The organism is Pseudomonas sp. BT-42-2, assembly GCF_025847435.2.
Lineage (GTDB): Bacteria > Pseudomonadota > Gammaproteobacteria > Pseudomonadales > Pseudomonadaceae > Aquipseudomonas > Aquipseudomonas urmiensis.
In genome coordinates this window covers 359,806-383,433 of the sequence record NZ_JAOYTM010000004.1, presented here as the reverse complement: position 1 = coordinate 383,433, position 23,628 = coordinate 359,806, and the positions used below count along the sequence as shown (strand labels likewise).

Sequence of the window (23,628 nt, the reverse complement as noted above, 5' to 3'; positions counted from 1 at the left end):
TTTGCCAATCTCATTCGTCCTTATAAGTGAGGCACCCATGAATTCGGGACAGTCCACGAAAAGGAGCATTCACATGTACAACCCCCAAGCGTCACTGCAGACCGCTCACGGCCCTGGCAACGTCGGCGCGGCGCGGCTTGTCGAGGGCGAAGAGCGCGTCGGTAACGGGCAGATTCGCGAACTGCTGCGCGCCTATGGCCTGCGCACCAGCCTGATCAGGCTCAAAGTCATCGATGCCCTGCACTCGGCCGACCGCAATGGCCGCAGCATTGGCGTGCGTGGCATTCACGCGCAACTTGAGCAGCTGGATATTCCGCTGTCGTTTCTGAGCGTCCGTGAAGTGCTCAAGCGCCTGTGCGCCGAAGGCGTGATTACCCTCGGCGCGGATAAATGCTACAGCCTCAATCCCCAGGCCCGCGCCGTGCTGGAACAGCCCGCCGCCCGCTGAGCGCATGGCCGGCCAAGGTAGGCCGGCCGGCCAGGTTCAGGGCTTGACCTTGCGCCGCAAGATCCCATTGATCACCACCACGATTACCGCGATGGCAATCGCCAGGTACTGGAAGGTTTGCTCGCTGATCGTCCCCTGCTTTTGCAGATGGGACAGACCCAGCATCAGCCCCAATACCACCAGGATGATCAGGATCGAATATTTAAGGCGCTGCACGTGTGTCATGGAAAGTTCCTTGCAACATCAGGGACATGTGGCTCGCAACGAGCCGCGGCAATGATACAACGCCATTGGCCACAGGCGTGTATTTCCTGCTGAACGTGCCTGCTGCTTAGCAGCTGCGTGCGATTGTCACCCTGCACAACCCCTACGCCACTTTGCCCCTGGCTGGCGAGCGCCCCCGCTGCCGGAGGGTAGTGCTACCCATGAGCACCACCGTCCAATGCATACACCGAAAATCAAGGCCTGCAGCAGGGTGCCGTGGAGTTGTCCTACATAGGGCTCCCTCATTCCCTTCACGCTGCATTCACTCAGGCTACAGCGTCTGGCTCGCTTGTCGCCTAGCGGCCGAGTTTGACGCTCACCGACAATCGAACCGAGCCACGGCCAAGGCCAGTGGCAATCGCTCTACCGGTCCTGGATGCCCAAGCGCGGCGCCACCACAACAATTCTGAGGGAGCCTCACATGGAATTTCCAAACCTGACTTGCATCGACGTCACCCAACTGCCGCATTCGTTGCAGGCCCTGATCGACTGTATCGGCATCGACAACGCCTACCAATTGACCTGCGCCTATGGTGGACGGCCAAAGTACATTCCCAAGCACCGAGAACGCACCAAGCTGGCTGACGTACTGCCACCCGCAGCGCTGGACGCCTTGATCAAGCGTTTTGCCGGCGTGGCCCTGGAGATTCCCAAAGCCGATCATTTCCTGCGCCAACTGCGCAACCAGCAGATCCAGAAGGAAAGTGCCAATGGCTTGTCGCGCAGCCTGCTGGCAGACAAGTACGGCCTGAGCCTGCGCCAGATCGGCAACATTCGTCGCCAAGAAGCGCACGCGCGCTAAGGCGCGTTCAGACAGGCGCACTCAGCCCGCCTGGATAACGATGCTGTTATCCAGGCGGGCTGAGTGCATTTTCAAGGTGTTGGTCAGAAGTCGCGCTTGTAGAAGATATCCAAAGAGCTGGCCAAACCACTGGCAGCTTCAAGATACACCTTCTTGCTCAGCTTGTAGCGCAGTGCGATGGTGTTGGCTGGCTCGAACACCCCCACCCCATAGCGTAGGCTCAGACGCTCAGTCAGATTGCCGCTGGCGACTACACTGGTGCTGTTACCCGAGCCTTCGGTGTCGAGCTGGAAATCCTCGATACCCAGGCCCGAGGCCAAGCTGCCGGTAATCCCCGCACTGCCCGCCAGGCCCAAGCCCAATGCGGCCTGGGCAAGCATGTTGTTGTCTTCACCGGTATTACCCAGCGGCCGTCCCAGAACCAGGTAAGACAGGGCCTGTTCCTGGCTCATCGCCGGCTCTGAAAACACCTGAGTAGTTGGCTGCTCGGCGCTGCCGCTCAGACGAATACCGGCGATAACGTCATCGACTTGGCGAATAGCTTCGATGTCCAGATAAGGCTGGTCGATAGGCCCTGCGAACAACAACCGGGCGCGGCGGATGGTCAGGCGCTGGCCATAGGCGCGGTAGCGACCATCAGCCAGGCTGAGCTCGCCGCGGGTGTCCATGTTGTCACCAATATGAACGTGGCCAAGCAAGTTGGCGGTGAGCCCGAAGCCGCTGAAGGAGAGTTTTTCCCGACCCACCTCGACGTCAATGTCCATGGCCACTGCCATGGGGGGCGCACCCTGTTCGGTCTGGTGACCGATGATCACGGTATCGTCGGAGACCTTGACCGTCGAAGGCGGCAGCTCGCGCACGGTGATTTTACCTTTTGGCACATGCACCTTGCCGGTGACCGCCAGTTTTTCGCCTGCCAAGCGAATGGTCAGGTCTGGCGCCACCTCGAGCGCGGCGTAAGGCTCGACCGTCACTGGCAATTGCTGGCCTTGCAGGCGCAGGTCCATGTTCAGCGCCTGGCCCCAGGTGAGGTTGCCACTGAGCTGGCCACGGCCCGCCGCACCGCTGCGCCAGCCACCTTGCAACTGCACTTGCTCGCCGGCGATCAATGCTTGCAGCGACAAATCCTCGAGACTGACCGGCAACTCTGCGCCGCTCACCTCACCACCGGTGAGCGCCAGGTTGCCATTGACCTGGGGCGCCAGCAGCGAACCGGACAAGCGACCACTGCCATTGAGCTGCCCGGCAAGGCGCTCGACCATCGGCACGAATGGCCGGGCGATCGACAGATCCAGGCCCGACAGACGGAAATCACCTGACAGCGGTTTGTTCTTGCCCAGCGGATCAAGTCGGGTCGACAAGGCCAGTTCGCCAAGGCGCTCACCACGGAAATTCAGCACAGTGTCGACCCGACGAGGATTGAGGGTGCTGTCCAGGCGCAGTACCTGATAAGGAAAATCGAGCCAACGCTCACCGTCACGTACCCGCAAGGTGCCGCCGCTGGCATCGACACGAATGCTGCCCTTGGGGCCACTGGCAGGGATATCCAGGTTGATGTCTGCATTCAGTTGCCCCTGCCAGGCGAAATCCTTGGGCAACCACTGGGCCAGGCTTTCGATCGGGAATTGCTTGAGGTGATAGCGCAAGCGCGGCTCCGGCGCCAGGCGCTGATCCTCGCCGCACAGGCTGGCCTGACCGGCACGCCAGCAGTGCGCACCGAAGTCCAGCTGGCCGCTGGCCAAACGCTGCAGGCGTGCCGGGGCTTGCAGTTGCCAGTCCTGGCCCCCGGCCTGAATGCGCCCACTGGCCAGCCTGCCGCGCCAGTCCCCCTTGGCCAACTGGCCGTCTGCGGCCAGGTCGAGTTTGAGCTGAGGGCCATTGAGCGCCAGGGTCACAGCCTGCTGGCGGATATCCCCTTTACCCGCGACATCCAGGTTGCCCAGCGAGGTGTCACCCAGGCGGATGTTGCCGGCCTTCAAGCTGATCTGCGCGCGCTGGGCGCTGTCCAGGCGTGCATCCAGGTCAAGCCGCTGCAGGCGGTTGTCGGCTTGAGCCAGCTGCTGACCTTGCAGGGTCAGGGTACCTTGCGGCGCCGCCAGGGTGCCGGCCAGGTCCAGGCGACCTTTGACCTGCCCTTGCAAGCGTGGCCAGAGCTGACCAAGGCGCGGCAGATCCAGGTCGATACGCCCAGCCAGGCGCTGCTGCAAGCTGCCACTGCCATTGATGCGGTTATCACCTAACTGCACCGCCAGCGTGCCCAGGGTCCAGCTTTCACCGGCGCCTTGGGCCTCGGCCTTGAGCACAGCCGGCTGACCGCGCAGGCGCCCCTTGAGGTCCAGTTGCGCTTGCAGCTGTAATTGCTGGTTGTTCAACTCGCCTTTTGTGCGCAATGGCCCCGCCAGCGTGCCTGGCAACTCGGCGAGCCAGTAAGCCGGATCGAGCGCCGATAGCTGCAGGTCGACATCCCAGGCCAAGGTATCGGCGAAGCGCACCGCCACGCTGCCGGCAGCCTTGCCCTGCCCTGCGCTCAGGGCCAGCTGAGGCAGGCGCACTTGAGTCAGATCTCCCTCGAACGGACTGGCCAGGTTGAAGGCACCTGCCGGCCCGTCGAGATCACCCTTGAATGAGCCCTGATAATTGCCATCGCGGTAATTCACCTGGGCATTGAAGCGCTTGAGGGTAACTTGCGGCGCCTCTTCCAGTGGGTAGAGCCGCAGCCAGGGGAAATCCAGCCAGTCGATCTGCGCATCGGCTACCAGCCCCTGCTGCCAGTCGGCATTGGCTTGCAGCTTGACCCGCTGAGTCTCGCTGGCTGTGAGGTCAAGGGCGGCAAGCTGTGCCCCTTTGGCATCCACCTGCCCAGCCAGGACCAGGGCTATAGGGCCCTGCTCGGCGGGCAGATTAGCCGAACCTGTCAGTTGGTACCCTTTGAGCAAGTCGCCGTTGGCATCCAGGCGCAGCTGATCTAGCTGCAGGGTGTCAGGCAATGAACTGGCAGGCTTGAACGCGTCGGAACGGATGCTCAATTTCGCCGGCAAGTGCTCGGCCAGCGCTTGTAACTCACCCGTCAAATGGGCGTTCAGGTAGCCGCTGCTGGTGGCGTCGAGGTTGAGGGTTTTCTGCAACTCGCCCTTGGCGGTCAGTGCCAGCTGCCAGGCCTGACCTTCTACCGCTGGCAACTGCACGCTGCCATTAAGCTGCAATGGCCAGTCACCTTCAGGCTGCAAATCACCTTGCAGGCTCAGGTGCAGCTCTTCGCGCTGCACCTGTAGGCTGTCGATACGCAAACCGCTGGCTGTCCAGTGCGCGGCCAGCTGCAAGTCGCCCAGCAGGTCGCTGCCATCCAGGCGTAATTGGCCCAGCTTGACCTCGCCCAGCTCGATCGCCAACGGCAAGCGCAGACCGGGCAGTTGGATCGGGCCGCTGTCCGCCGGCGCTTCACTTGGAGCGAACGCCATGTCGACGCGCTCTACCTGCAGCCTGTCGATACACAAGGTCGCGCGCAGCAGGCACGCCGGTGACCACGCCAGGTGTGGCGCCAGGACTTCAACCCGGCTACCACCCTCGACCCAATTCAAGCGGCTGGCCTGCCAGTTTGCGCCCAGGCGGCCCTCAAAGTCTGTGACCTCAAGCCCGGGCACCAACCCCAGCACCCAGCGGCTGCCGGCCTGGGTGCCGAGCACGAGGCCAAGCGCCAGGATGATCAGCAGCACCAGGCCGAGCAAGGTCAACGACAAATATTTCAAAACACGCGTCACAGCTCAGGCCCCATGGAAAAGTGCAGGCGAATACCACCGTCGTCATCCAACGCCTTGGCCAGGTCCAGGCGCAACGGCCCAACCGGCGAAACCCAGCGCACGCCAAAGCCGACACCGGTCTTGAGGCTCGGCAGCTCCAGCGAATTGAACGAGTTGCCCTGATCGATAAAGGTCGCCACTCGCCACTTTTCGGTCAGCGAGTACTGGTACTCGGCGCTGCCAGCGACCATGTAGCGGCCGCCAATACGGTCGCCATCGCTATTTTTTGGCGACAGGCTCTGATAGTCGTAGCCGCGCACGCTCTGGTCGCCACCGGCGAAGAAGCGCAGCGACGGGGGGATGTTGTTTTGATAACCGTTGGTGGCACTGCCACCGAACTGCACCCGGGCGAGGAAGCGGTGATTCTCGCCCAGCGTGGTCAGCCCCTTGAGTAGCACGTTACCGTGCAGCAGGTTGGTGTCCGACACCAGCCCTTCCTTGGCTGCTTGCAAGTCGAACTGCAAGCGATAGCCATTGTGCGGATCAATGCGGTTGTCACTGCGCAGGTAGGAAAAGCTAACGCCTGGCATCAGCAAATTGCTCAGCCCGGAGTCATCGCCCAGCTTGTATTCTTCGCGCTGGTACTTGAGCGAGATCACCCGCTGCCAACCGCTTGGTAGTTTGCTATGCCACTCAGGGCCTACCGTCAAAAGTTTGCTGAGCGTGTCGGTGCCGGCGATTTCTTCATTCTGATAGCCGCCGGCGAAGCGCAGTTTGTCGGTCAGGGGCGGATCGAGCGGCACGTCGTACCACAGGCCGACGTTCTGACGTGGCGCCGACAGCTCGGTTTCCCAGCCATAGCTATGACCTTGCGGGTTGACCCAGTGACGGGTCCAATTAGCCTTGCCACGTGCGCCGACATCGGTCGAAAAGCCCAGGCCCAGGCCCATAGTCCGAGGTTTGCGGATTTCCAGTTGAACCGCCACCGGAATGTCTTCGGCCACCGCAGCGGTAGGTGCGGCGTCGACCCGCACGCCTTCGAAATAGCCGCTCGATTGCAGGTCATTGTTGAGTTCAGCGATCAGCTGCGAGTCATAAGGCGTACCGGGCTTGAACGACACCATGCGCTGCAACAGGTCATCGTCCAGCGGTGAATCGCCACTGAAGGTGACAGCACCCAGGCGATAGCGGGGCCCGCTTTGGTAGACCAGGTCGATGTCCGCCACTCCCGCCTGGGGGTCGACGGCCAGTTGCTGCTGGGTAAATTGCCCCCTGAAAAAGCCGTAGCGCGAGGCCTGGTTCTGGATCAGCCGTTTGGCATCTTCATAGTGCCCATGGTTGAGCGGCTCGCCAGCACGCAAGGCGCTGCTGCTGGGGATTCGGAAGGCTTTGAGTTCAGTGGCCGGCCCCTCGATGCGCACAGTCACGTTGCGCAAGCGCACCGGCTCGCCGGGCTCGATGCGAATGATCAGTTGCGGGGATTTGTCTTGATCGGTTGGCGGCTTGACCTCGGTATCGATCTGCGCCTGGTAGTAGCCCAAGGCCTGAGCGGCCTTGCGTGCCTGCTCCTCGGCGCCACGACTGAAACGCAGCAAGGCCTCTTCATCGCGCTCGCCAAGGCTACCGATATAACCTTCGATATTGGCCTTGAGCGCCTTGTTGGCCGGTTTCACCCGCACCAGCAACTCGCTCTGCGCCCATACTGTGCTGCTGGCGGCCAACAAGAGCAGGCCCCAGCTTAATCGTCCTGAATACGTCATGCGGGGCATGCTACCAGAGCCCGGCCGTCAAGGGAGCCGCCTGCGGCTGCAGGTCAGGCAATTGCTGACTTTGATGACAAAGGATTCGGGTGAAAGAACACTCTTTCTCGGATTGGTCCTACAGCAATTTCACCAATCTCCTGATAGCCCTGCCGTTGATAGAACGCCAGGTAGTGGGCGTTGCCGGTGTCGAGCACTACGCCCTGGGTCTGCGGATCGTCGGCGCACCAATCATGCACGGCCTGTAACAATTGCTCACCATAGTGCTGGCCCTGGAACTGGGGATGCACGCCCAGCAAAGGCAGCACATGCACTTGCTCAGAAGGCAGGCACGCCGCCAGCGCCGCCTGGTAATCCAGATACCGCCGCGTGCAACGCACCCCGGTGCCAAGGATCATGCGCAGGCGCCACAGCCAACTGTCAGCCACGCCCAAGCGGCGCAATGGCGGGACGATAAGCGCGACACCCGCCAAGCGATCTTCGATCAGCAAGCCAATGGCTGGCAGCTTCAAATAAAAGTGCTGGCGTACCCACTCACGCACCATGACTCGCAGACGCCGTTCGTAGCCGGGGCGCTGCGCCTCGAACAGGTAGGCAAAGGTCGGCTCGTGTCGATAGGCGTGATACAGCAGCGAGCGCACTTCGCGGCTGTAGCCCTCGTCGAGCTGACAAATGCGGGCCGCAACAGGGGTTTGATCTGGCATTGCGGACACTCCTCCTTGAATTAGGCATACGCGCCTTGGAGGTGCATCAGCACTGCTTGGTTCACCTCACCAAGCACGTTAGCAGTGTCCACCATTGGCCGCCATGCTGGTGGCGGCGGCCGATGTCGGCTAGCATCGCCGCTTTTACCAGGAATGGCTTGCCATGAAGATCGTCTCGTTCAACATCAACGGCCTGCGCGCCCGCCCGCACCAGCTGGCGGCACTGATCGAGAAGCATCAACCCGATGTGATCGGCCTGCAGGAAACCAAGGTCAGTGACGAGCAGTTTCCCCTGGCTGAGGTCCAGGCCCTGGGCTATCACGTGCATTTCCATGGCCAGAAAGGCCACTATGGCGTCGCCTTACTCTCGCGCCAAGCGCCGCTGTCGCTAGTCAAAGGTTTTGCCAGCGATGAAGAAGATGCCCAGCGCCGCTTCATCTGGGGCACCTTCGCTGATGCCGATGGCACGCCCATCACCATCATGAACGGCTACTTCCCGCAGGGCGAAAGCCGCGACCACCCCACCAAGTTCCCCGCCAAGCAACGCTTCTATAGCGATCTGCAGACGCTACTGGAAAGCCAGTTCGACAACCAGCAGCCACTGGTGGTGATGGGTGATGTGAACATCTCGCCGCAGGACTGCGACATCGGTATCGGTGCCGACAACGCCAAACGCTGGCTGAAGACCGGCAAGTGCAGCTTCCTCCCTGAAGAGCGCGAATGGATGGAACGCCTCAAGGGCTGGGGCCTGATCGACAGTTTCCGCCACCTGCATCCGGACGTCGACGACCGCTTCAGCTGGTTCGACTACCGCAGCCGCGGTTTTGAAGACGAGCCCAAACGCGGCCTGCGCATCGACCTGATCATGGCCTCCCAGGGGTTGCTGCCGCGACTTAAAGCTGCAGGCGTGGATTACGACCTGCGTGCGATGGAAAAGCCGTCAGACCATGCGCCGATCTGGCTGGAACTGGGCTAAGCCTGCAATACGCAAACACAATGAGTGCTGGTAACCCGTCCAGCACTCATCACGCGGTAGGAAAACACCCATAAAACCGACGAAAAAACTCGTATCTGATAGTCATTCGCCATTATCTCGGTTCTCGCCACCCCCCCTGCAAGGGTAGAATGCGCAAAACCGGGAGCCGCAATGAACCAAGACCGCCTCAGCCCCAATGAAGAAGATGCCATTACCGATGCCGCCGCGCATTGGTGCATGCGCCTGAACGCCGAAGACTGCACGGCGGCTGAGCGCGAGGCCTTCGATCAGTGGTTGGCGGCCGACCCTCGGCACGTCGAAGAATACCGGGCGATGCAAGACATCTGGTGCACCGCCGACCTGCTGCCGCGCCATCCGCCAGTGCTCGACCTAGCTGTACGCCGCCCTCGCCCCAGCCGGAGTTGGCGGCCATTGGCCTCGGCCGCTGCGCTTGCCTTGCTGGCGCTGCCCCTGGCCGGCTGGGTCGGCTGGGAACAAGGCTGGCTGCCCAATCACTATCAGCACTTCGAGGCCAGCGACCGCCAGCAACAGGTCAAGCTCAGTGACGGCAGCGTGGTCGAGTTGAACCTGAACAGCGAATTGCGTTACTTCAATTTCAAGGACCAACGACAGGTCACCCTGATCAAGGGTGAGGCATTCTTCAAGGTCAGCCACGACAGCAACCACCCGTTCATTGTCCGTGCAGGTCACGGCCAAACCCGGGTCACTGGCACCCAGTTCAACGTGTGGAAGTATCAGGACCAGGTCAAAGTGACGTTGGTGGAAGGCTCGGTGCTGGTCAGCAGCAACGGCGCCGAGGGTGGCTATCGTCTTGGCCCCGGCATGCAGGCCAGCTATCACTTGGGCGATTTCGAGCCGCAGTTGGCGCAAAGCGACGACTACGACAACAGCTTGGCCTGGCGCAACGGCAAGCTGATCCTGGATAACCTCAGCCTGTCGCAGGCCCTGCCAGTGATCAACCGCTATCTGGACAAACCATTGCTGCTGGCCGATGAAAGCACCGGCACGATTCGTGTCAGCGGTGTCTACAACACCCGCGAAGTCAGCCGCCTGGTAGACAACCTGCCCAAGGTGCTACCGGTGTACCTGACCCGCAGCAAGGACGGCAGTACCGTCCTTAACCGCATCTCACCGTTCAGCAACAAAGGCTGACGCTCGCTTAAACCTTACAGCACCATCGCTGCTATCCAGCCAAAGGCCAGCAGCGGCAGGTTGTAGTGGATGAACGTCGGCACCACGGTGTCCCAGATGTGGTGGTGCTGGCCATCGACGTTCAACCCCGAAGTAGGCCCCAAGGTCGAGTCCGATGCCGGTGAACCCGCGTCGCCCAGGGCGCCGGCAGTGCCGACGATGCACACCGTGGCGATCGGGTCGAAGCCCAGTTGCACGCACAGCGGTACGAAGATCGCGGCCAGAATCGGCACGGTGGAAAATGATGAACCGATGCCCATGGTCACCAGCAAGCCCACCAACAACATCAGCAAGGCACCGATGCCCTTGCTGTGGTCGATCCACTGCGCTGAAGTTTCCACCAGGCTTTTGACTTCGCCAGTGGCTTTCATCACGTCAGCGAAACCTGAAGCGGCAATCATGATGAAGCCAATCATGGCCATCATTTTCATGCCCTCGGTGAACAGGTCGTCGGTGTCTTTCCAGCGCACGATGCCTGACAGCGAGAAGATCAAGAAGCCGACCATGGCGCCGATGATCATCGAGTCCAACCACAGCTGGATGATGAACGCCGCACCGATGGCCCCGAGCGCGACCAGCAGGGTCAGGGGGTTGTAGCTGACGCTGACCTGCTCGACCTGCTCGATTTTCGCCAAATCGTAATCACGCTTCTTGCGATAGCTGAACAGCACCGCCAGCAACAACCCGGCAAGCATGCCGGCCGCGGGAATGGCCATGGCGTGGGTGACATTGACCGCACTGACATCGACACCGGCACGGGCGACGTTGGCCAGCAGGATTTCATTGAGGAAGATGTTGCCAAAACCGACCGGCAGGAACATGTAAGGGGTGATCAGGCCGAAGGTGATCACACAGGCGATCAAGCGTCGATCGATGCGCAGGCGCGTCAATACATACAGCAGCGGCGGTACCAGCAGTGGAATGAACGCGATGTGGATAGGCAGGATGTTCTGCGAGGAAATCGCCACCACCAGCATCAGGCCGATCAGCAGCCACTTGACCTTGCCGCCATTGCGGTGGCCTTGCCGATCGATCATCGCCAAGGCGCGATCAGCCAAGGCATGGGCCAGGCCTGATTTGGCGATGGCCACGGCGAACGCGCCGAGCAGCGCATAAGACAGGGCCACCGTCGCTCCACCACCCAGGCCACCATTGAACGCCTTGAGCGTACCTTCGATACCCAGGCCGCCGACCAGGCCACCGGTCAGGGCGCCAATGATCAGGGCGATGACCACATGCACGCGGGACAGGCTCAATATCAGCATGATGCCGACCGCGGCAATGACTGCATTCATGGTGTGGCTTACCTCGTTTACGACAGACAAAAAGCGACGGTTCCGGCGACAAGCTGCCCAAAGCAGTGGCCGGACCAGGGGATATTGTTATGAAGGGCGCACACTCTGAAGCAGCCGTGCGCGCTTGTCAAAGCGCTCAAGGTGGCCGCTTGTAACTATTTCGATTGGCGGTAGATCGGCGTCGCTTGGCAATACGACTTTTATATTGAACGTTTGAATAAAGAAAAACGGGCAAACGCCGACACAGTCGGCAGCCCCAGAATTATTAGAAGGGATTTGCCAATGCCTTTGCGCCAACTGTCTATCCAGTGGAAGATCACCCTGCTCGCCGGCCTGTGCCTGGCAGGCATCGTCAGCTTGCTGGTCGGCCTCTCGCTGTACCGCATGGACCACAGCTCCGACCTGGTCAAGGCGAGCAGCATGAAGATGCTCTCCGAATCGGCCCAAGCCCGCATCGAGTCGCAGGGCGAAGTACAAGCCCTGAACATTCGCCGCCAGTTCATGGATGCCTACCAGTACGGCGCAGGCTTCGCCCGCCAGGTGCTGTTCCTGCGCGAGCAGGCGGAAAAACGCTTCCTCGACGCCTTTGACCTGCGCCAGGACATGACCGCCCAAGTGCGCGCGGCGCTGCAGGCCAACCCGGACTTGCTCGGTCTGTCGCTGGTGTTCGAACCCGGTGCACTGGACGGCAAAGACAGCCTGTTCGCCGGCCAGAGCGAGTTGGGCAGCAACGAAACCGGACGCTTCGCCCTGTACTGGTCGCAGCCGCGTGCCGGTCAGCTGACAGCCATGGCCCTGCCGGAAGCGGACATGGCCAACACTGAAGTTGGCCCCAGCGGTCAGCCGGCCAACACCTGGTGGGTGTGCCCGCGCAGCACCGGCAAGGTGTGCGTGGTCGAGCCGTACTTCTATAGCATCGACGGCCAGCAAGTGCTGATGACCAGCATCGTCTTCCCGCTGTCGGTCAAGGGCAAGGTCATCGCTACCCTGTCCATCGACATCAACCTCAACAGCTTGCAAGCGCTCAGCCAGGACGCCAGCCGCAACCTTTATGAAGGGCGCACCACCGTCGGCATCCTCAGCCCGGTGGGCCTGCTGGCTGGCTACAGCGCCGATGCCAGCAAACTGGCCCAGCGCTTCGACCAGGTCGACCGCAGCCAAGGCGCAGAGCTGGTACGCAAGCTGGCCGAGGGCAAGTTGCAGATCCTCCACGATCAACAACGCCTGAAAGTGCTGGCCGCCTTTACCCCGATCCCGGATGCCAAGCCGTGGGGGGTGCTGCTCGATGTACCGCAAAGCGCCCTCACCGGCCCTGCCGAGACGCTCAAAGCCGAACTCGATGCCCTCAATACCAGCGGCACCCTGCTGGAACTGGGCCTGGGCTTGGCCGCGGCGATTGCCGGTTTGTTGCTGGTGTGGCTGATGGCCCGTGGCGTAACCCGACCAATCCTTGGCGTGGCTGCCATGCTCAAGGACATTGCCAGCGGCGAAGGCGACCTGACCCGCCGCCTGCAATACGACAAGCGCGATGAGCTGGGTGAGCTGGCCGGTTGGTTCAACCGCTTCCTCGACAAACTGCAACCGACCATCGCCGAGGTCAAGCGCTCGGTGCAAGCTGCCCGAGGTACTGCTGACCAGTCGGCGGCGATCGCCAGCCAGACCAGCGCCGGCATGGAGCAGCAGTATCGCCAGGTCGACCAGGTGGCTACCGCCTCGCACGAGATGAGCGCCACTGCCCAGGACGTCGCCCGCAGCGCCGCCCAGGCCGCCCAAGCCGCCCGGGAAGCGGACCAGGCAACCCGCGACGGCCTGGCAGTGATCGACCGCACCACCAGCAGCATCGATGCCCTGGCCGCCGACATGAGCAGTGCCATGGGCCAGGTCGAAGGCCTGGCGCAAAACAGCGAGAAGATCGGCTCGGTGCTCGAAGTGATCCGCTCGATCGCCGAGCAGACCAACCTGCTGGCACTCAACGCCGCGATCGAAGCGGCCCGTGCCGGTGAGGCCGGGCGCGGTTTTGCCGTGGTCGCCGACGAAGTGCGCAACCTCGCCCGCCGCACCCAGGAGTCGGTGGAAGAAACCCGCCAGGTCATCGAAGCCTTGCAGGCTGGCACCCAGGAAGTGGTCGGTGCCATGGACAGCAGCTACCGCCAGGCCCAAGGCGGTGTCGAACAGGTTGGCCAAGCGGTTACCGCACTGCAGCGCATCGGCCAGGCGGTGACGGTAATCACCGACATGAACCTGCAAATCGCCTCGGCCGCCGAAGAGCAAAGCGCGGTGGCCGAGGAGATCAACAGTAACGTGGCGACCATCCGCGATGTCACCGAATCGCTGTCAGGCCAGGCCAACGAGTCGGCACGGGTCAGTCAGTCGCTCAACAGCCTGGCCAACCAACAGCAAGGGCTGATGGATCAATTCAGGGTTTGATTACAGCTCATCCCTGGGCGCATGGAAGCGTCCGCCGCCGAGGATGCGATCGAGCAACTGCAAGGCGCGCTGCACATCGGGCCGTGCGCCCATGGGCAGGACATCGCTGTGCGGCAAGGTCGCATCCTTGTGGCCTGAAGCCATGACCAGCAGGTGCATTTGGTCGGCATTGAGATAGACATGATGCTGTTCCATCGCATACGACTGAATCAAGCTCAGCGCCCCTGCGACCAACGGCGTAGCGCTCGAGGTGCCACCGTAATTGCTGCTGTAGTCACGCTCATCAGCCGATTTGTCTTGCAGGTCGCCACCACTGAGGGTGGCCACGCTGTCGCCCCAGGAATTGAGCATCCGGTAGGGATAGGAGAAATTCGAGTATTGATGGGCTTTGCCATCCCATGACTGGCTGGCCCCAACCAGAATTGCATTCACCTCTCCATGCTCATGAAAATAGCGCCATTGCGAGAGATCGACTCCATAACCTCTCGTCACTCCTTTTTTGATATCGGTTTCATTACTCCCGTTTCCAGCGGCGAAGAGCACCACCGCACCGCGCTCCGTCAGTGCTTTGGCCACGTCCCACCACGCGCGCTCATGGATCGAAGGTAGAAAAACGCCCAGCGCATCAAGATGTGCCGAATGGCGATTGATCGCCACGATATCGCCGGGCTCGACGTGACGCAGCAGATCTTTCGGGGTCTGGAGGCGTTGTAATTCGTCTCTGGCGTAATTGTTGTACAGGTACAACTCAGCGGCGTGGCAAATGCCGGTCATGCCAAAGCCATTAGGGCTAGCGAGCAAAACCCCCACTGATTTGGTTCCATGACGAGGATCCCCGTTAGGCTGTAGGGTGACAATTTTCAGGTTAGGGTTGCCTTTGAGGTCTTCATGGTTAGGGAACAGGCCGCCATCAGAAAAGTGCACACGCGCACCCTTTCCATTTACCTGCTTGTCCCATGCCTTGCGGATATTCATACCCCGATAGCGCGGGCCGGGCTCATCCAGATAATGCTGCAACGGCTCGAAGTCTGGAGTCGGTTGTGCATCGTCAAAAGCCCGATTGCCCGCCACTACTGCAGCCCCAGTAATCAAGGTTGCCAACGCAGCCGCAGCGCCGGCGAGCAACACCCCTGCAGAGGCTACAGCCGCCGGGACGAAGTGCAGCGTCTCGACGTACTCAAGCGCCGCCAGGGTCTTGAGCAAAGCGGCATAGGTATCGTTGAGCATGCTTGCGGGTTGCTCAAGGTAGTAGTAATTGCGCAGTGCCTGCAGCTTGTCGTCATTGCGCTCCTGCAGGGCCAGCAAAGGCTGCAGCTCGATCACTGACTTGAGTGTTGGCCACAGGCCGACCAATCGCGAGCCTGAGCCTGGCTCCAGCTCAGCCAGGAGTCGTTCGAAGCCGCCCTCGACAAAGTTGACCAGTAACGTCGGATAAGACGTGCCGGGCGGCAAATCAGGAAACGGCTCCAGCGTTTCAGCGTATGGGTCGACCACCCTGGGCGCCTCGCTCGCCAGATCGATAGCCGGTTCATCGGCAACCGAACGCCGCTGCCTGGACGCTGTACCTGGCAGAGAAACAGAATCGAGTATCCCCCTGCTCAGCTCTCCCTCATCGATAACAACCTGCAACGCTGCCACTACGACCGCACCACTGCCATCGACAGTCACATCTGCCACCCCCTCGCGCAGGGTGACACGCGGCTTGATCGTGTAGGTTCCGGCTGCCACGTCGCAGCGCAAGAGCGCAGGGCAGCCATGGTCGCTCAGCACACCACTTTGGGCTTGGGAATAAACCGACATTGCATCGACTTGTCGTGGTCCATCAGGCCCGCTCTTTTCCAGCTCGTAGCGAATGCTCTTGACCTTTTCCAGACCAGCTCCGATACAGCGCACGTGGAATTTGCCGTCGAAGCGGAAGTTGCGGTAATAGACAAAGTGCACATCAAGATTCATCAGTTAGTCCTTAACTGGTTGCACGTGTACCCAGCAAGGGCACCCATGGCGCTATCCTCTCAGGCGACCAGTCAAGGCATGCAGCCTGAAGCCATTCCCTGGCCGTTGGCCAAGCAACCACAGGCCCGATCCGATCCACTCTAGCGAGGAGGCCAGTGCTGACACACCTGCAAAGCTTGCGACCCACCATAGCAAGCTTGTAGCGTTGCCCCACCCCCGCTGTCGGAGCACTACCCCGTGTCCCTCAAAGCCCTGCGCACCCTGGTGACCATCGCCCGCCACGGCACCTTCGCCCGCGCCGCCGATCTGCTCAGCCTCACCCCCTCGGCCGTCAGCCTGCACATCAAGACCCTGGAGGATGAACTGCAGGTGGCGCTGTTCGACCGCAGTCGCCGCCAGGTGATGCTGACCGAAGCCGGGCAACTGGCGGTGGCGCGCGCCGAGAGCATCCTCAGCGCCTATGACGAACTGGCCGACACCCTGGCCAGCGGCCCCAGCCTGCGCGGGCGCCTGCGCATTGGCGCGATCCACACCGTGCTGGCCCGGCGTCTGCCCAAGGCCCTGCTGTGGATCAAGGCCCATCACCCGCAGCTGCATGTCAGCGTGGTCTCGGGCATGTCGGCCGAGCTTGCCCGGCGGGTCGAGGACGGCGAGCTGGATGCGGCAATCACCACCGAACCGGTCAGCCCGTATCCGCAGTGCCTGAGCTATATACCGTTGTTTGAAGACCGTTTCTGGGCCATCGCCAGCCCCGAACTGGCAGGCCAAAGTTTGCCGCAACTGCTCGCCAGCCAGCCGTTCTTGCGTTTCGACAAGCGCGCCTGGGCCGGCCGCCAGATCGAACAAGAGCTGCGCAAGCAGCACCTTCAGGTCAACGAGCAAATGGAATTGGACAGCCAGGAGGCCCTGGCACGCATGGCCGCGATGGGCCTGGGTGTGGCCATCATCCCGATTGCCGATGATGATCTGGAGCGTTTGCCCGCTGCAACCCGGCTGCCATTCGGCGAGCCGCAACTGACCCGGCGCATGGTATTGCTGGAACATGACAAGAGCCAACGGCGGCACCTGAGTGCAGTGCTCAAGACCGCTCTGGACGCTACATGAAGTTTTTCTCAACGGTGGATGCAGAAAACAACGTTTTTTTCTGCTGACTGCACGCAGTAGGCTGCTCCGGTACCCGACCACGGAACCCCGCCCATGCTTGAGCTGCTGCTGACCACACTGGTGCCGATCATCCTGCTGATTGCCCTTGGCACCTGGCTGCGAGTACGCGGTTTTCTCGCTGAAAGCTTCTGGCCTGGTGCTGAACGCCTGAGCTACTACGTGCTCCTGCCGTCACTGTTTCTGCACGGCCTGGCCACTGCCAACCTCGATGGTGTACCGGTGCTGGGCATGGTGGGTGTACTGATGCTTTCAACTTTGCTGGGTGCGGCCTTGCTGGTGTTGTATCAGGGCGCAGTGAACCACGACGGCGCCGACTTCACCTCGGTGTTCCAAGGCGGTGTGCGCTTCAACAACTATATTGGCGCCACCTTGGCCGCCGGTATCTACGGCAGCGCCGGGATCGCTCTGGCCGCCGTGGCCAATGCTGCCATCGTGCCGCTGGTCAACCTGCTCTGCGTGCTGGTGTTTGCCCGATTCAGCGCCCGCCACAGCTCACCTGCCACGGTATTGCGGGCGATCTTCGCCAACCCGTTGATCATCGGCTGTGCTGGTGGGCTATTGCTGCGGGTCACCGGGGTGGGCTTGCCGGCGGGGCTGGAGCCGACCATCAAGGCGCTCGGCCAGGCGGCCCTGCCCCTGGGGCTGCTGTGTGTCGGTGCAGCGCTGGGCGGTGCGCGCCTGGGGCAACAGGTCCGGCCGCTGCTGGCGGCGTCGCTGTTCAAGTTTCTGGTACTCCCCCTGACCACCTGGGGCTTGTGCCGCCTACTCGGCCTGAGCGGCCAGGCGGCGGTGGTAGCGGTGTTGTTCCAGGCGCTACCGACCGCCTCATCGTCTTATGTAATGGCCCGGCAAATGGGCGGCAACGCGCCGTTGATGGCGACTATCATCGCCATGCAGACGGTCGCTGCAGCCTTGACCCTGCCGGTGATGCTAAGCCTGACGCTGAGTTGAAAAGGCGCAGCTAGACTGAGATTCAGCTCACATTTCGGAAGCTTGACCATGCGCCTATCGTCGCTGCTGTTCGGCTTAGCCCTGACCCTGCTTGCAGGCCCACTCAATGCCGCTGACAGCGCCAAGGCCGCGGTCGCTGAAGACAAGGCCCAAGCCCTGGAAGAGAAGGTGGTCGAAGAGGCGCCACCGCCGAAAAAGAGCGAGACCTTAAGCCCCAGTGAAGTCAAAGCGGTCGATCCCGCAGGCCAATCGCCGATGGACGACAGCATCACTTGCCTGGCGCGCACCATCTATTGGGAAGCCAAGGAGGCGGATGCCCGCGACATGAGTGCGGTGGCCAGCGTGGTGATCAACCGCTTGGGCCACGATGGCTTCCCGGACACTATCTGCGGGGTGGTCAAGCAAGGGGTGGAAACCAAGAGCTGCCAGTTCTCCTGGTGGTGCGACGGGCGCTCTGATCAGGTCGAGGAAAAGCAGCGCTATGACGTTGCCAAAGAGATCGCCCGCAAAGCGCTCAACCAGCAGCTCAAGGACCCCACCCGAGGTGCCCTGTATTTTCACGACCGCAGCGTGCGGCCGGACTGGGCCAAGGCCTACCGCAAGACCGCCGAGACCAAATTGTTTCTGTTCTACAAGCCGAATCCGGCGCTGGCCCGCTGAGGCTTGCCGAGCGGCCCCGGGGCGCGTTGTTGTGTCAGTTCAGGCCTCTTCGCGGGCAAGCCCGCTCCCACAGGTACTGCGCCGTTCACAAGGCCCGCGATACGCCTGTGCCCAGGGCTGGCTCTACACCAATTTCCTACTCGCTGCGATCCCTGTGGGAGCGGGCTTGCCCGCGAAAAGGCCAGCACTGGCCCCTGCAACCGCTCACATCACACCGCAATCCGCCGCACCCACAGCGGCTGCGCCGCTGGCAACCCCGGCACCGCATCCAGCAGCGCACGGGTATAGGGATGACGCGGCTGACCGAGCACCTGCCCCGCCTCACCCTGTTCCACCACCCGCCCGCCCTGCATCACCAGCACCTGATCACTAACCTGCTCTACCACCCCCAGGTCATGCGAGATGAACAGGCACGCCAGATTCAACTCAGCCTTGAGCTCTGCCAGCAGCGCCAGAATTCTCGCCTGTACCGACACGTCCAACGCCGACACTGGCTCATCACACACCAACACCCGCGGCTTCATCGCCAGCGCTCGGGCAATGGCGATGCGCTGACGCTGCCCTCCCGACAGCTCAAGCGGCCGGCGTTCGAGCACGCTCGCAGGCAGTTGCACCCGCTCCAGCAATGCCACCGCCTCAGTACGCTGCAAGGCCCGCGGTACTCCTGCCTGAGCCAACGCCTCAGCCAGCACCCGCAGCACGGTATAGCGCGGATCGAACGACGCCAGGGGATCTTGAAACACCACCTGAATACCCTGGCGCGCCAGGCGCTGCTGCTCGTTGGACAAGGCCAACCAGTCCTGCCCGGCAAACTGCACCTGGCCTTGGTCCGGACGCTCCAGGCCAAGCACAATCCGCCCCAGGGTGCTCTTGCCTGACCCCGACTCACCGACCACGCCCAGGGTCTGCCCCGCCCGCAGCTGCAGCGAAACATCGCTCAGCACCTCGCGCGCACGCCCATCGGGGCCAATGAACGCCTTGCTCAAATTGCGCGCCTCAAGCAAGACCGGTTGTTCAGCTGTGTTCACGGCAGGCTCCACCAAGGCCAGCGCGGGCGTGGCCGGGCGCTGGAAATGCACCGCTCGCGCAGCTGTCAGCAGGCGTTGGGTGTAGGGATCATGAGGGTCTTGCAGAATCTGCTCGGCGCTGCCCTGCTCCACCACTTCACCTTGGCGCATCACTACGACCCAATCGGCCAGGCGGGCGACTACCGCCAAGTCATGACTGACCATCAGCAGGCTGTTGTCCTCGCCGCGCAGTTGCTCAAGCAAAGCGAGGATCTGCGCCTGTACCGTGGCATCCAGTGCAGTGGTGGGCTCATCCGCGACCAGCAGGCGTGGCGTGCAAGCGATCGCCGAGGCGATCAGGGTACGTTGGCGCAAGCCGCCGGACAGCTGCCAGGAATACTGCCGGGCACGCACCTCGGGCTCTGGCACGCCGACCTCGCGCAGCAGCTCCAGCACCCGCAGGCGGCGCGCTTCAGGGCCAAGGCGGGTGTGCAGCAACAACGCCTCCTCGATCTCGTTGCCAACCCGGCGCAGCGGATCGAGCGAGCCGAGGGCGTCTTGCATGACAAAGCCGATCTGTGCGCCGCGCAGGCGCTGCCAACTGGCCTCATCCAAACCAGCCAAGTCGCGGCCAGCGTACGCCAGGCGCTGCGCCTGAACCTGTGCACCGGCTCCGGTCAGGCCGACCAAGGTGCGCGCAGTGACGCTCTTGCCCGAACCCGATTCCCCCACCAGCGCCACGCACTGTCCAGCACGCACCTGCACATCGACCCCGCGCACCACTGGCACGCCCTTGAAGCTCACCCGCAAGCCGCGGATGTCTACCAACGGTGAAACGTTGTCCAAGCCGCTCATAGGCTTTTGCCCTCGCTGCGCCGCAGCCAGTCACGGCCGATGGCGCTGATGGAAATCACAGTCAGGGTAATCGCCAGCGCCGGCCAGGCCATCAGCCAAGGCGCATTGGCCATGAAGTTACGCGCCACCGCCATCGTTGCGCCCCACTCCGGCGCCGGAGGCGGCGCGCCGAAACCAAGGAAGCTCAAGGCGGCGGCAGCCGTGATCGCGCTGCCCAGGCCGATACAGGCCAGGATCAGCACCGGTTGTACCGCATTGGGCAACACGTGACTGAGCACCACGGCCAGTGGCCGTCGCCCCAGGGTCAGCGCCGCCTCGACGAAGCCTGCGCGGCGGATCGTCAAGGTTTGCGCACGCACCAAGCGTGCATAACGTGGCACCGCGGCGATGCCCACGGCGAGGATCAGGTTGGTGGTGCCCTGGCCGAACAGGGTAATGATCACCAGTGCCAGCAGCAGGTCGGGAAATGCCAGCAGTACATCCACTGCGCGCATCAGCAGGTTGTCCAGCCACGCCGGGGCGAGGCCTGCCAGCAAGCCGAGCAAAGTGCCCAGGCCGAGGCCCACCGCAGTTGCCGCCAAACCGATAAACAGCGATGGACGTGCGCCGTGAATCAACCGGCTGAGCACATCGCGGCCGTTCTCATCGGTGCCCAGCCAGAACGCTGTGCTCGGTGGCTGATAGGCCAGACGGGCATCGGCCATTAACGGGTCGGCAGGCGCCAGCCAGCCGGGCAGCGCCACTGCCAGCAGCAACAGGCCAAGCACCGCCCAGGCCAGGCACAACCCTGGGCGGCTTGGCCGCCAACGGCTCAAGGGTGGCGCCAGGGCCACGCGCGCAAGCGCAGGATCGGGAGCAATTGCGTTCATCCAGCCTCCTGGTTCATGGCGCCGGGTTGGGAATACGGCGGTGCACAGCCTGGATCTCGGCCAACAGCTCGTCGTCCAGTTGCAGGTCGAGCGCACCCAGGTTTTCCTGCAACTGCAGCAGTGTGGTCTGCCCGGTGATGGCGCTGGCCACGAAGGGCTGGCGAATGACGAAGGCCAAGGCCAGCTGCGCAGGGCTCAGGCCCCGCCGCCGAGCGATATCGACGTAGCTGGCGATGGCGCTGTTGGCCTCGGCGCTGTCGTAGCGGTTGAAGGTGCGATACACCGAAGACAAACGCGCACCCTCCGGGCGAGCGCCATCGAGGTACTTGCCCGTCAACGCGCCAAACGCCAGCGGCGAATAGGCCAGCAGGCTGACGCCGTCGCGGTGGCTGAACTCTGACAGGCCGTTCTCATACAGGCGATTGAGCAGGCTGTAGGGGTTCTGGATGCTGGCAATGCGCGGCAATCGCTGATCCTCGCCATGACGCAGGAACTGCGCGACACCCCACGGGGTTTCGTTAGACACGCCGATGTGGCGGATCTTGCCGGCCTTGACCTGCTCATCGAGCACCGCCAGGGTTTCCTGGATGGCAGCGCTGTCGGGGTGGTCGTCGACATAGGGGTATTCGCGGGCGCCGAAGATGTTGGTGGTGCGGTCGGGCCAGTGCAGTTGGTAGAGGTCCAGATAGTCGGTCTGCAAGCGTTTCAGGCTGCCATCGAGAGCCGCGACGATGTTGCGTCGGTCGTGGTGCGAAAGGCCGTCGCGGATGTGCGTTTGCCCGGCGGGGTCGCGCGAGGGGCCGGCGATCTTGCTGGCCAGGATGAGCTTGTCGCGATTGCCGCGGGCGGCCAGCCAGGTGCCGATGAAACGCTCGGTGGTGGTCCAGGTTTCGGCGCGGGTCGGAGTGGGATACATCTCGGCGGTGTCGATGAAGTTGATGCCGGCAGCGAGCGCGGCGTCCAGTTGTTGGTGGGCGTCTTGTTCGCTGTTCTGGTGGCCCCAGGTCATGGTGCCTAGGCTGAGCAGGCTGACGTGGAGATCGGTGTGGCCTAGCGGGCGGTAGAGCATGCGGTGGTCCTTGGGTAATGGGTTGGATTTGAGCGTTTCGGGCTGCTTTGCAGCCCATCGCAGGCTACGCCAGCGCTTACAAGGGGCGCGGTGCCTGAAGCGCTTGCAGCGGTTCAGGCCGACGCTTGAGCCGCCTGCGCCCGCGCGTACTGATTCTCGGCCTTGGGCAAACCCAGGTGATCGCGCAAGGTGCGTCCTTGATACTCGCGGCGGAACAGCCCGCGTTTCTGCAACAGCGGGACCACCTCTTCGACGAACACCTGCGCCCCGGACGGGAACATGTCCGGCATGATGTTGAAGCCATCCCCTGCCCCGGCCAGGAACCACTCGGCCAAGGTGTCGGCGACTTGCTCGGGCGTGCCGACCGCCAGACGATGCCCCACCAGGATGCGCCGCGAAAGCTCGCGAATGGTCAGGTTCTCGCGCCGCGCCAAGTTCAGCTGCGCTTCCAGAAAACCGTGCGAGCCGCGCTCAAAATCCGCCACCGCGCCAATCCGTGCCCAAGGCAGCGGCGCATCGGGGTCCAGTTCGCTGGCATCGATACCGATCCGCCCCGCCACCTGCTGCAGCAAGCCATGCTCGCCATGCCAGGCATTGAGCTGGTCGAAGCGGGCATGCGCCTCGGCCTCGGTGCTGCCGATCACCGTCGACAGCCCCGGCATGATTTTCAAATGCTGCGGATCACGCCCCCAGGCCTTGGCCCGGGATTTCATCTCGCGGTAGAAGGCCAGCCCGTCGGGCAAGGTGGTCTGGGTGGTGAAGATCGCATCGGCATAACGCGAGCCCAAGGCCTTGCCGCCTTCGGAGGAGCCCGCCTGTACCAGCACCGGCCGGCCTTGCGGCGAGCGAGGCAGGTTGAGCGGGCCTTTGACCTGGAAGTGCTTGCCGTGAAAATCCAGGGTATGCACCTTGCTTGGGTCGGCGAAGCGGCCATTGGCACGGTCGCCGATGATCGCGTCGTCCTCCCAGCTGTCCCACAGCTTGAGGGTGACATCGACGAACTCTTCGGCCCGCCCATAGCGGTCGACATGCAGTGGCGCGCCGGCGTAGCCGAAGTTCTGCGCGGCGGCGTCACCGGCATTGGTCACCACGTTCCAGGCCGCCCGGCCACCGCTGATGTGGTCCAGCGAGGCTATCCGTCGGGCCAGGTTGAATGGCTCGTTGTAAGTGCTCGAGCACGTGGCGATCACTCCGATGCGTTCGGTGGCGGCAGCCACGGCGGTGAGCAGGATGGTCGGCTCCAGACGGCCACCGGCCTGGCTGGCGACATCCGGCGGTAGCGCGGGGCCGTCGGCGAGGAAGATCGCATCCAGGCAACCGCGCTCGGAGATGCGTGCGATGTTGCGGTAGTAATCAACGTCGATATAGGCGTCGATCGCGGCCTCGCCCTGGCGCCAGGCGCCGGAGTGCGAGCCGAAACCCAAGATATTCATGCCCAGGCTCATCTGCTTTTGCTGTGTCATGTGCGTTCTCCT

General features: G+C 62.6%; 18 protein-coding genes and 1 pseudogene. 9 read left to right on the top strand and 10 right to left on the bottom strand.

The annotated features are described in order from the left end of the window. Positions 1-73 precede the first annotated feature (73 nt). Positions 74-448: a fe2+ zn2+ uptake regulation protein gene (locus OIU19_RS04390; RefSeq protein WP_264233620.1), complete on the top strand. Its 375-nt coding sequence runs from the start codon at positions 74-76 to the stop codon at positions 446-448. A 36-nt stretch (positions 449-484) separates the two neighbouring features. On the opposite strand, the gene OIU19_RS04385 is transcribed toward OIU19_RS04390, so the two are convergent. Then, complete coding sequence (locus OIU19_RS04385; protein ID WP_186555218.1) at positions 485-673, bottom strand: hypothetical protein; 189 nt, start codon at positions 671-673, stop codon at positions 485-487. 460 nt (positions 674-1,133) lie between these two features. Between OIU19_RS04385 and OIU19_RS04380 the strand changes: the two genes are divergently transcribed. Then, positions 1,134-1,514, top strand: coding sequence for a Mor transcription activator family protein (locus tag OIU19_RS04380; protein ID WP_264233619.1), 381 nt, complete (start codon positions 1,134-1,136; stop codon positions 1,512-1,514). 83 nt (positions 1,515-1,597) lie between these two features. Here OIU19_RS04380 and OIU19_RS04375 read toward each other — a convergent pair whose 3' ends face one another. The 3 genes from OIU19_RS04375 to OIU19_RS04365 are packed head-to-tail and all read right to left on the bottom strand — an operon-like array spanning position 1,598 to position 7,715. Continuing rightward, positions 1,598-5,272 (bottom strand): translocation/assembly module TamB domain-containing protein, encoded by a 3,675-nt coding sequence (locus tag OIU19_RS04375; protein WP_264233617.1) that lies wholly within the window; start codon positions 5,270-5,272, stop codon positions 1,598-1,600. After that, positions 5,269-7,011, bottom strand: coding sequence for an autotransporter assembly complex family protein (locus OIU19_RS04370; RefSeq protein WP_264233615.1), 1,743 nt, complete (start codon positions 7,009-7,011; stop codon positions 5,269-5,271). The genes OIU19_RS04375 and OIU19_RS04370 overlap by 4 nt, the downstream gene beginning before the upstream one ends. A gap of 53 nt (positions 7,012-7,064) precedes the next feature. Beyond that, a complete protein-coding gene (locus tag OIU19_RS04365; protein WP_264233614.1) occupies positions 7,065-7,715 on the bottom strand; it encodes an N-acetyltransferase in 651 nt (216 codons plus the stop codon). A 163-nt stretch (positions 7,716-7,878) separates the two neighbouring features. On the opposite strand from OIU19_RS04365, the gene xthA reads away from it, so the two are divergent. Together xthA and OIU19_RS04355 are read left to right on the top strand one after the other, a co-directional pair. Continuing rightward, a complete protein-coding gene (gene xthA / locus OIU19_RS04360; protein WP_186555214.1) occupies positions 7,879-8,691 on the top strand; it encodes an exodeoxyribonuclease III in 813 nt (270 codons plus the stop codon). 171 nt (positions 8,692-8,862) lie between these two features. Next, positions 8,863-9,864: a FecR family protein gene (locus tag OIU19_RS04355; RefSeq protein WP_264233613.1), complete on the top strand. Its 1,002-nt coding sequence runs from the start codon at positions 8,863-8,865 to the stop codon at positions 9,862-9,864. Between the two features lie 14 nt (positions 9,865-9,878). Here the strand turns inward: OIU19_RS04355 and OIU19_RS04350 are convergent, their stop codons facing one another. Continuing rightward, a complete protein-coding gene (locus OIU19_RS04350) occupies positions 9,879-11,198 on the bottom strand; it encodes a Na+/H+ antiporter family protein (protein WP_264233611.1) in 1,320 nt (439 codons plus the stop codon). Between the two features lie 282 nt (positions 11,199-11,480). Between OIU19_RS04350 and OIU19_RS04345 the strand changes: the two are divergent. Together OIU19_RS04345 and OIU19_RS04340 are read left to right on the top strand one after the other, a co-directional pair. Continuing rightward, positions 11,481-12,767, top strand: a pseudogene (locus tag OIU19_RS04345) (HAMP domain-containing protein); the annotation flags it as partial. Between the two features lie 102 nt (positions 12,768-12,869). Then, complete coding sequence (locus OIU19_RS04340; RefSeq protein WP_372353286.1) at positions 12,870-13,625, top strand: methyl-accepting chemotaxis protein; 756 nt, start codon at positions 12,870-12,872, stop codon at positions 13,623-13,625. Here the strand turns inward: OIU19_RS04340 and OIU19_RS04335 are convergent, their stop codons facing one another. Then, a complete protein-coding gene (locus tag OIU19_RS04335; RefSeq protein WP_264233608.1) occupies positions 13,626-15,578 on the bottom strand; it encodes a S8 family serine peptidase in 1,953 nt (650 codons plus the stop codon). A 237-nt stretch (positions 15,579-15,815) separates the two neighbouring features. On the opposite strand from OIU19_RS04335, the gene OIU19_RS04330 reads away from it, so the two are divergent. From OIU19_RS04330 to OIU19_RS04320, 3 genes are all read left to right on the top strand, one after another. Then, on the top strand, positions 15,816-16,682 hold the full coding sequence (locus OIU19_RS04330) for a LysR family transcriptional regulator (protein WP_264233607.1): 867 nt from the start codon (positions 15,816-15,818) through the stop codon (positions 16,680-16,682). A gap of 93 nt (positions 16,683-16,775) precedes the next feature. Next, the gene (locus OIU19_RS04325; protein WP_264233606.1) at positions 16,776-17,693 is read left to right on the top strand and encodes an AEC family transporter; all 918 of its coding nucleotides are present in this window, start codon (positions 16,776-16,778) and stop codon (positions 17,691-17,693) included. Between the two features lie 48 nt (positions 17,694-17,741). Next, complete coding sequence (locus OIU19_RS04320; protein WP_264233605.1) at positions 17,742-18,353, top strand: cell wall hydrolase; 612 nt, start codon at positions 17,742-17,744, stop codon at positions 18,351-18,353. Positions 18,354-18,562: 209 nt separating this feature from the next. Here the strand turns inward: OIU19_RS04320 and OIU19_RS04315 are convergent, their stop codons facing one another. The 4 genes from OIU19_RS04315 to OIU19_RS04300 form a co-directional block, all read right to left on the bottom strand. Continuing rightward, positions 18,563-20,215, bottom strand: coding sequence for an ABC transporter ATP-binding protein (locus tag OIU19_RS04315; protein ID WP_264233604.1), 1,653 nt, complete (start codon positions 20,213-20,215; stop codon positions 18,563-18,565). Then, complete coding sequence (locus OIU19_RS04310) at positions 20,212-21,084, bottom strand: ABC transporter permease (protein ID WP_264233602.1); 873 nt, start codon at positions 21,082-21,084, stop codon at positions 20,212-20,214. Before OIU19_RS04310 ends, OIU19_RS04315 begins: the two co-directional genes overlap by 4 nt. Positions 21,085-21,097: 13 nt before the next feature. Then, positions 21,098-22,153 carry an NADP(H)-dependent aldo-keto reductase gene (locus OIU19_RS04305; RefSeq protein ID WP_264233601.1) on the bottom strand — a complete coding sequence of 352 codons (1,056 nt, stop codon included), beginning with the start codon at positions 22,151-22,153 and terminating at the stop codon, positions 21,098-21,100. A 113-nt stretch (positions 22,154-22,266) separates the two neighbouring features. After that, positions 22,267-23,616, bottom strand: coding sequence for an LLM class flavin-dependent oxidoreductase (locus OIU19_RS04300; RefSeq protein WP_264233599.1), 1,350 nt, complete (start codon positions 23,614-23,616; stop codon positions 22,267-22,269). Between the last annotated feature and the right edge of the window lie 12 nt (positions 23,617-23,628).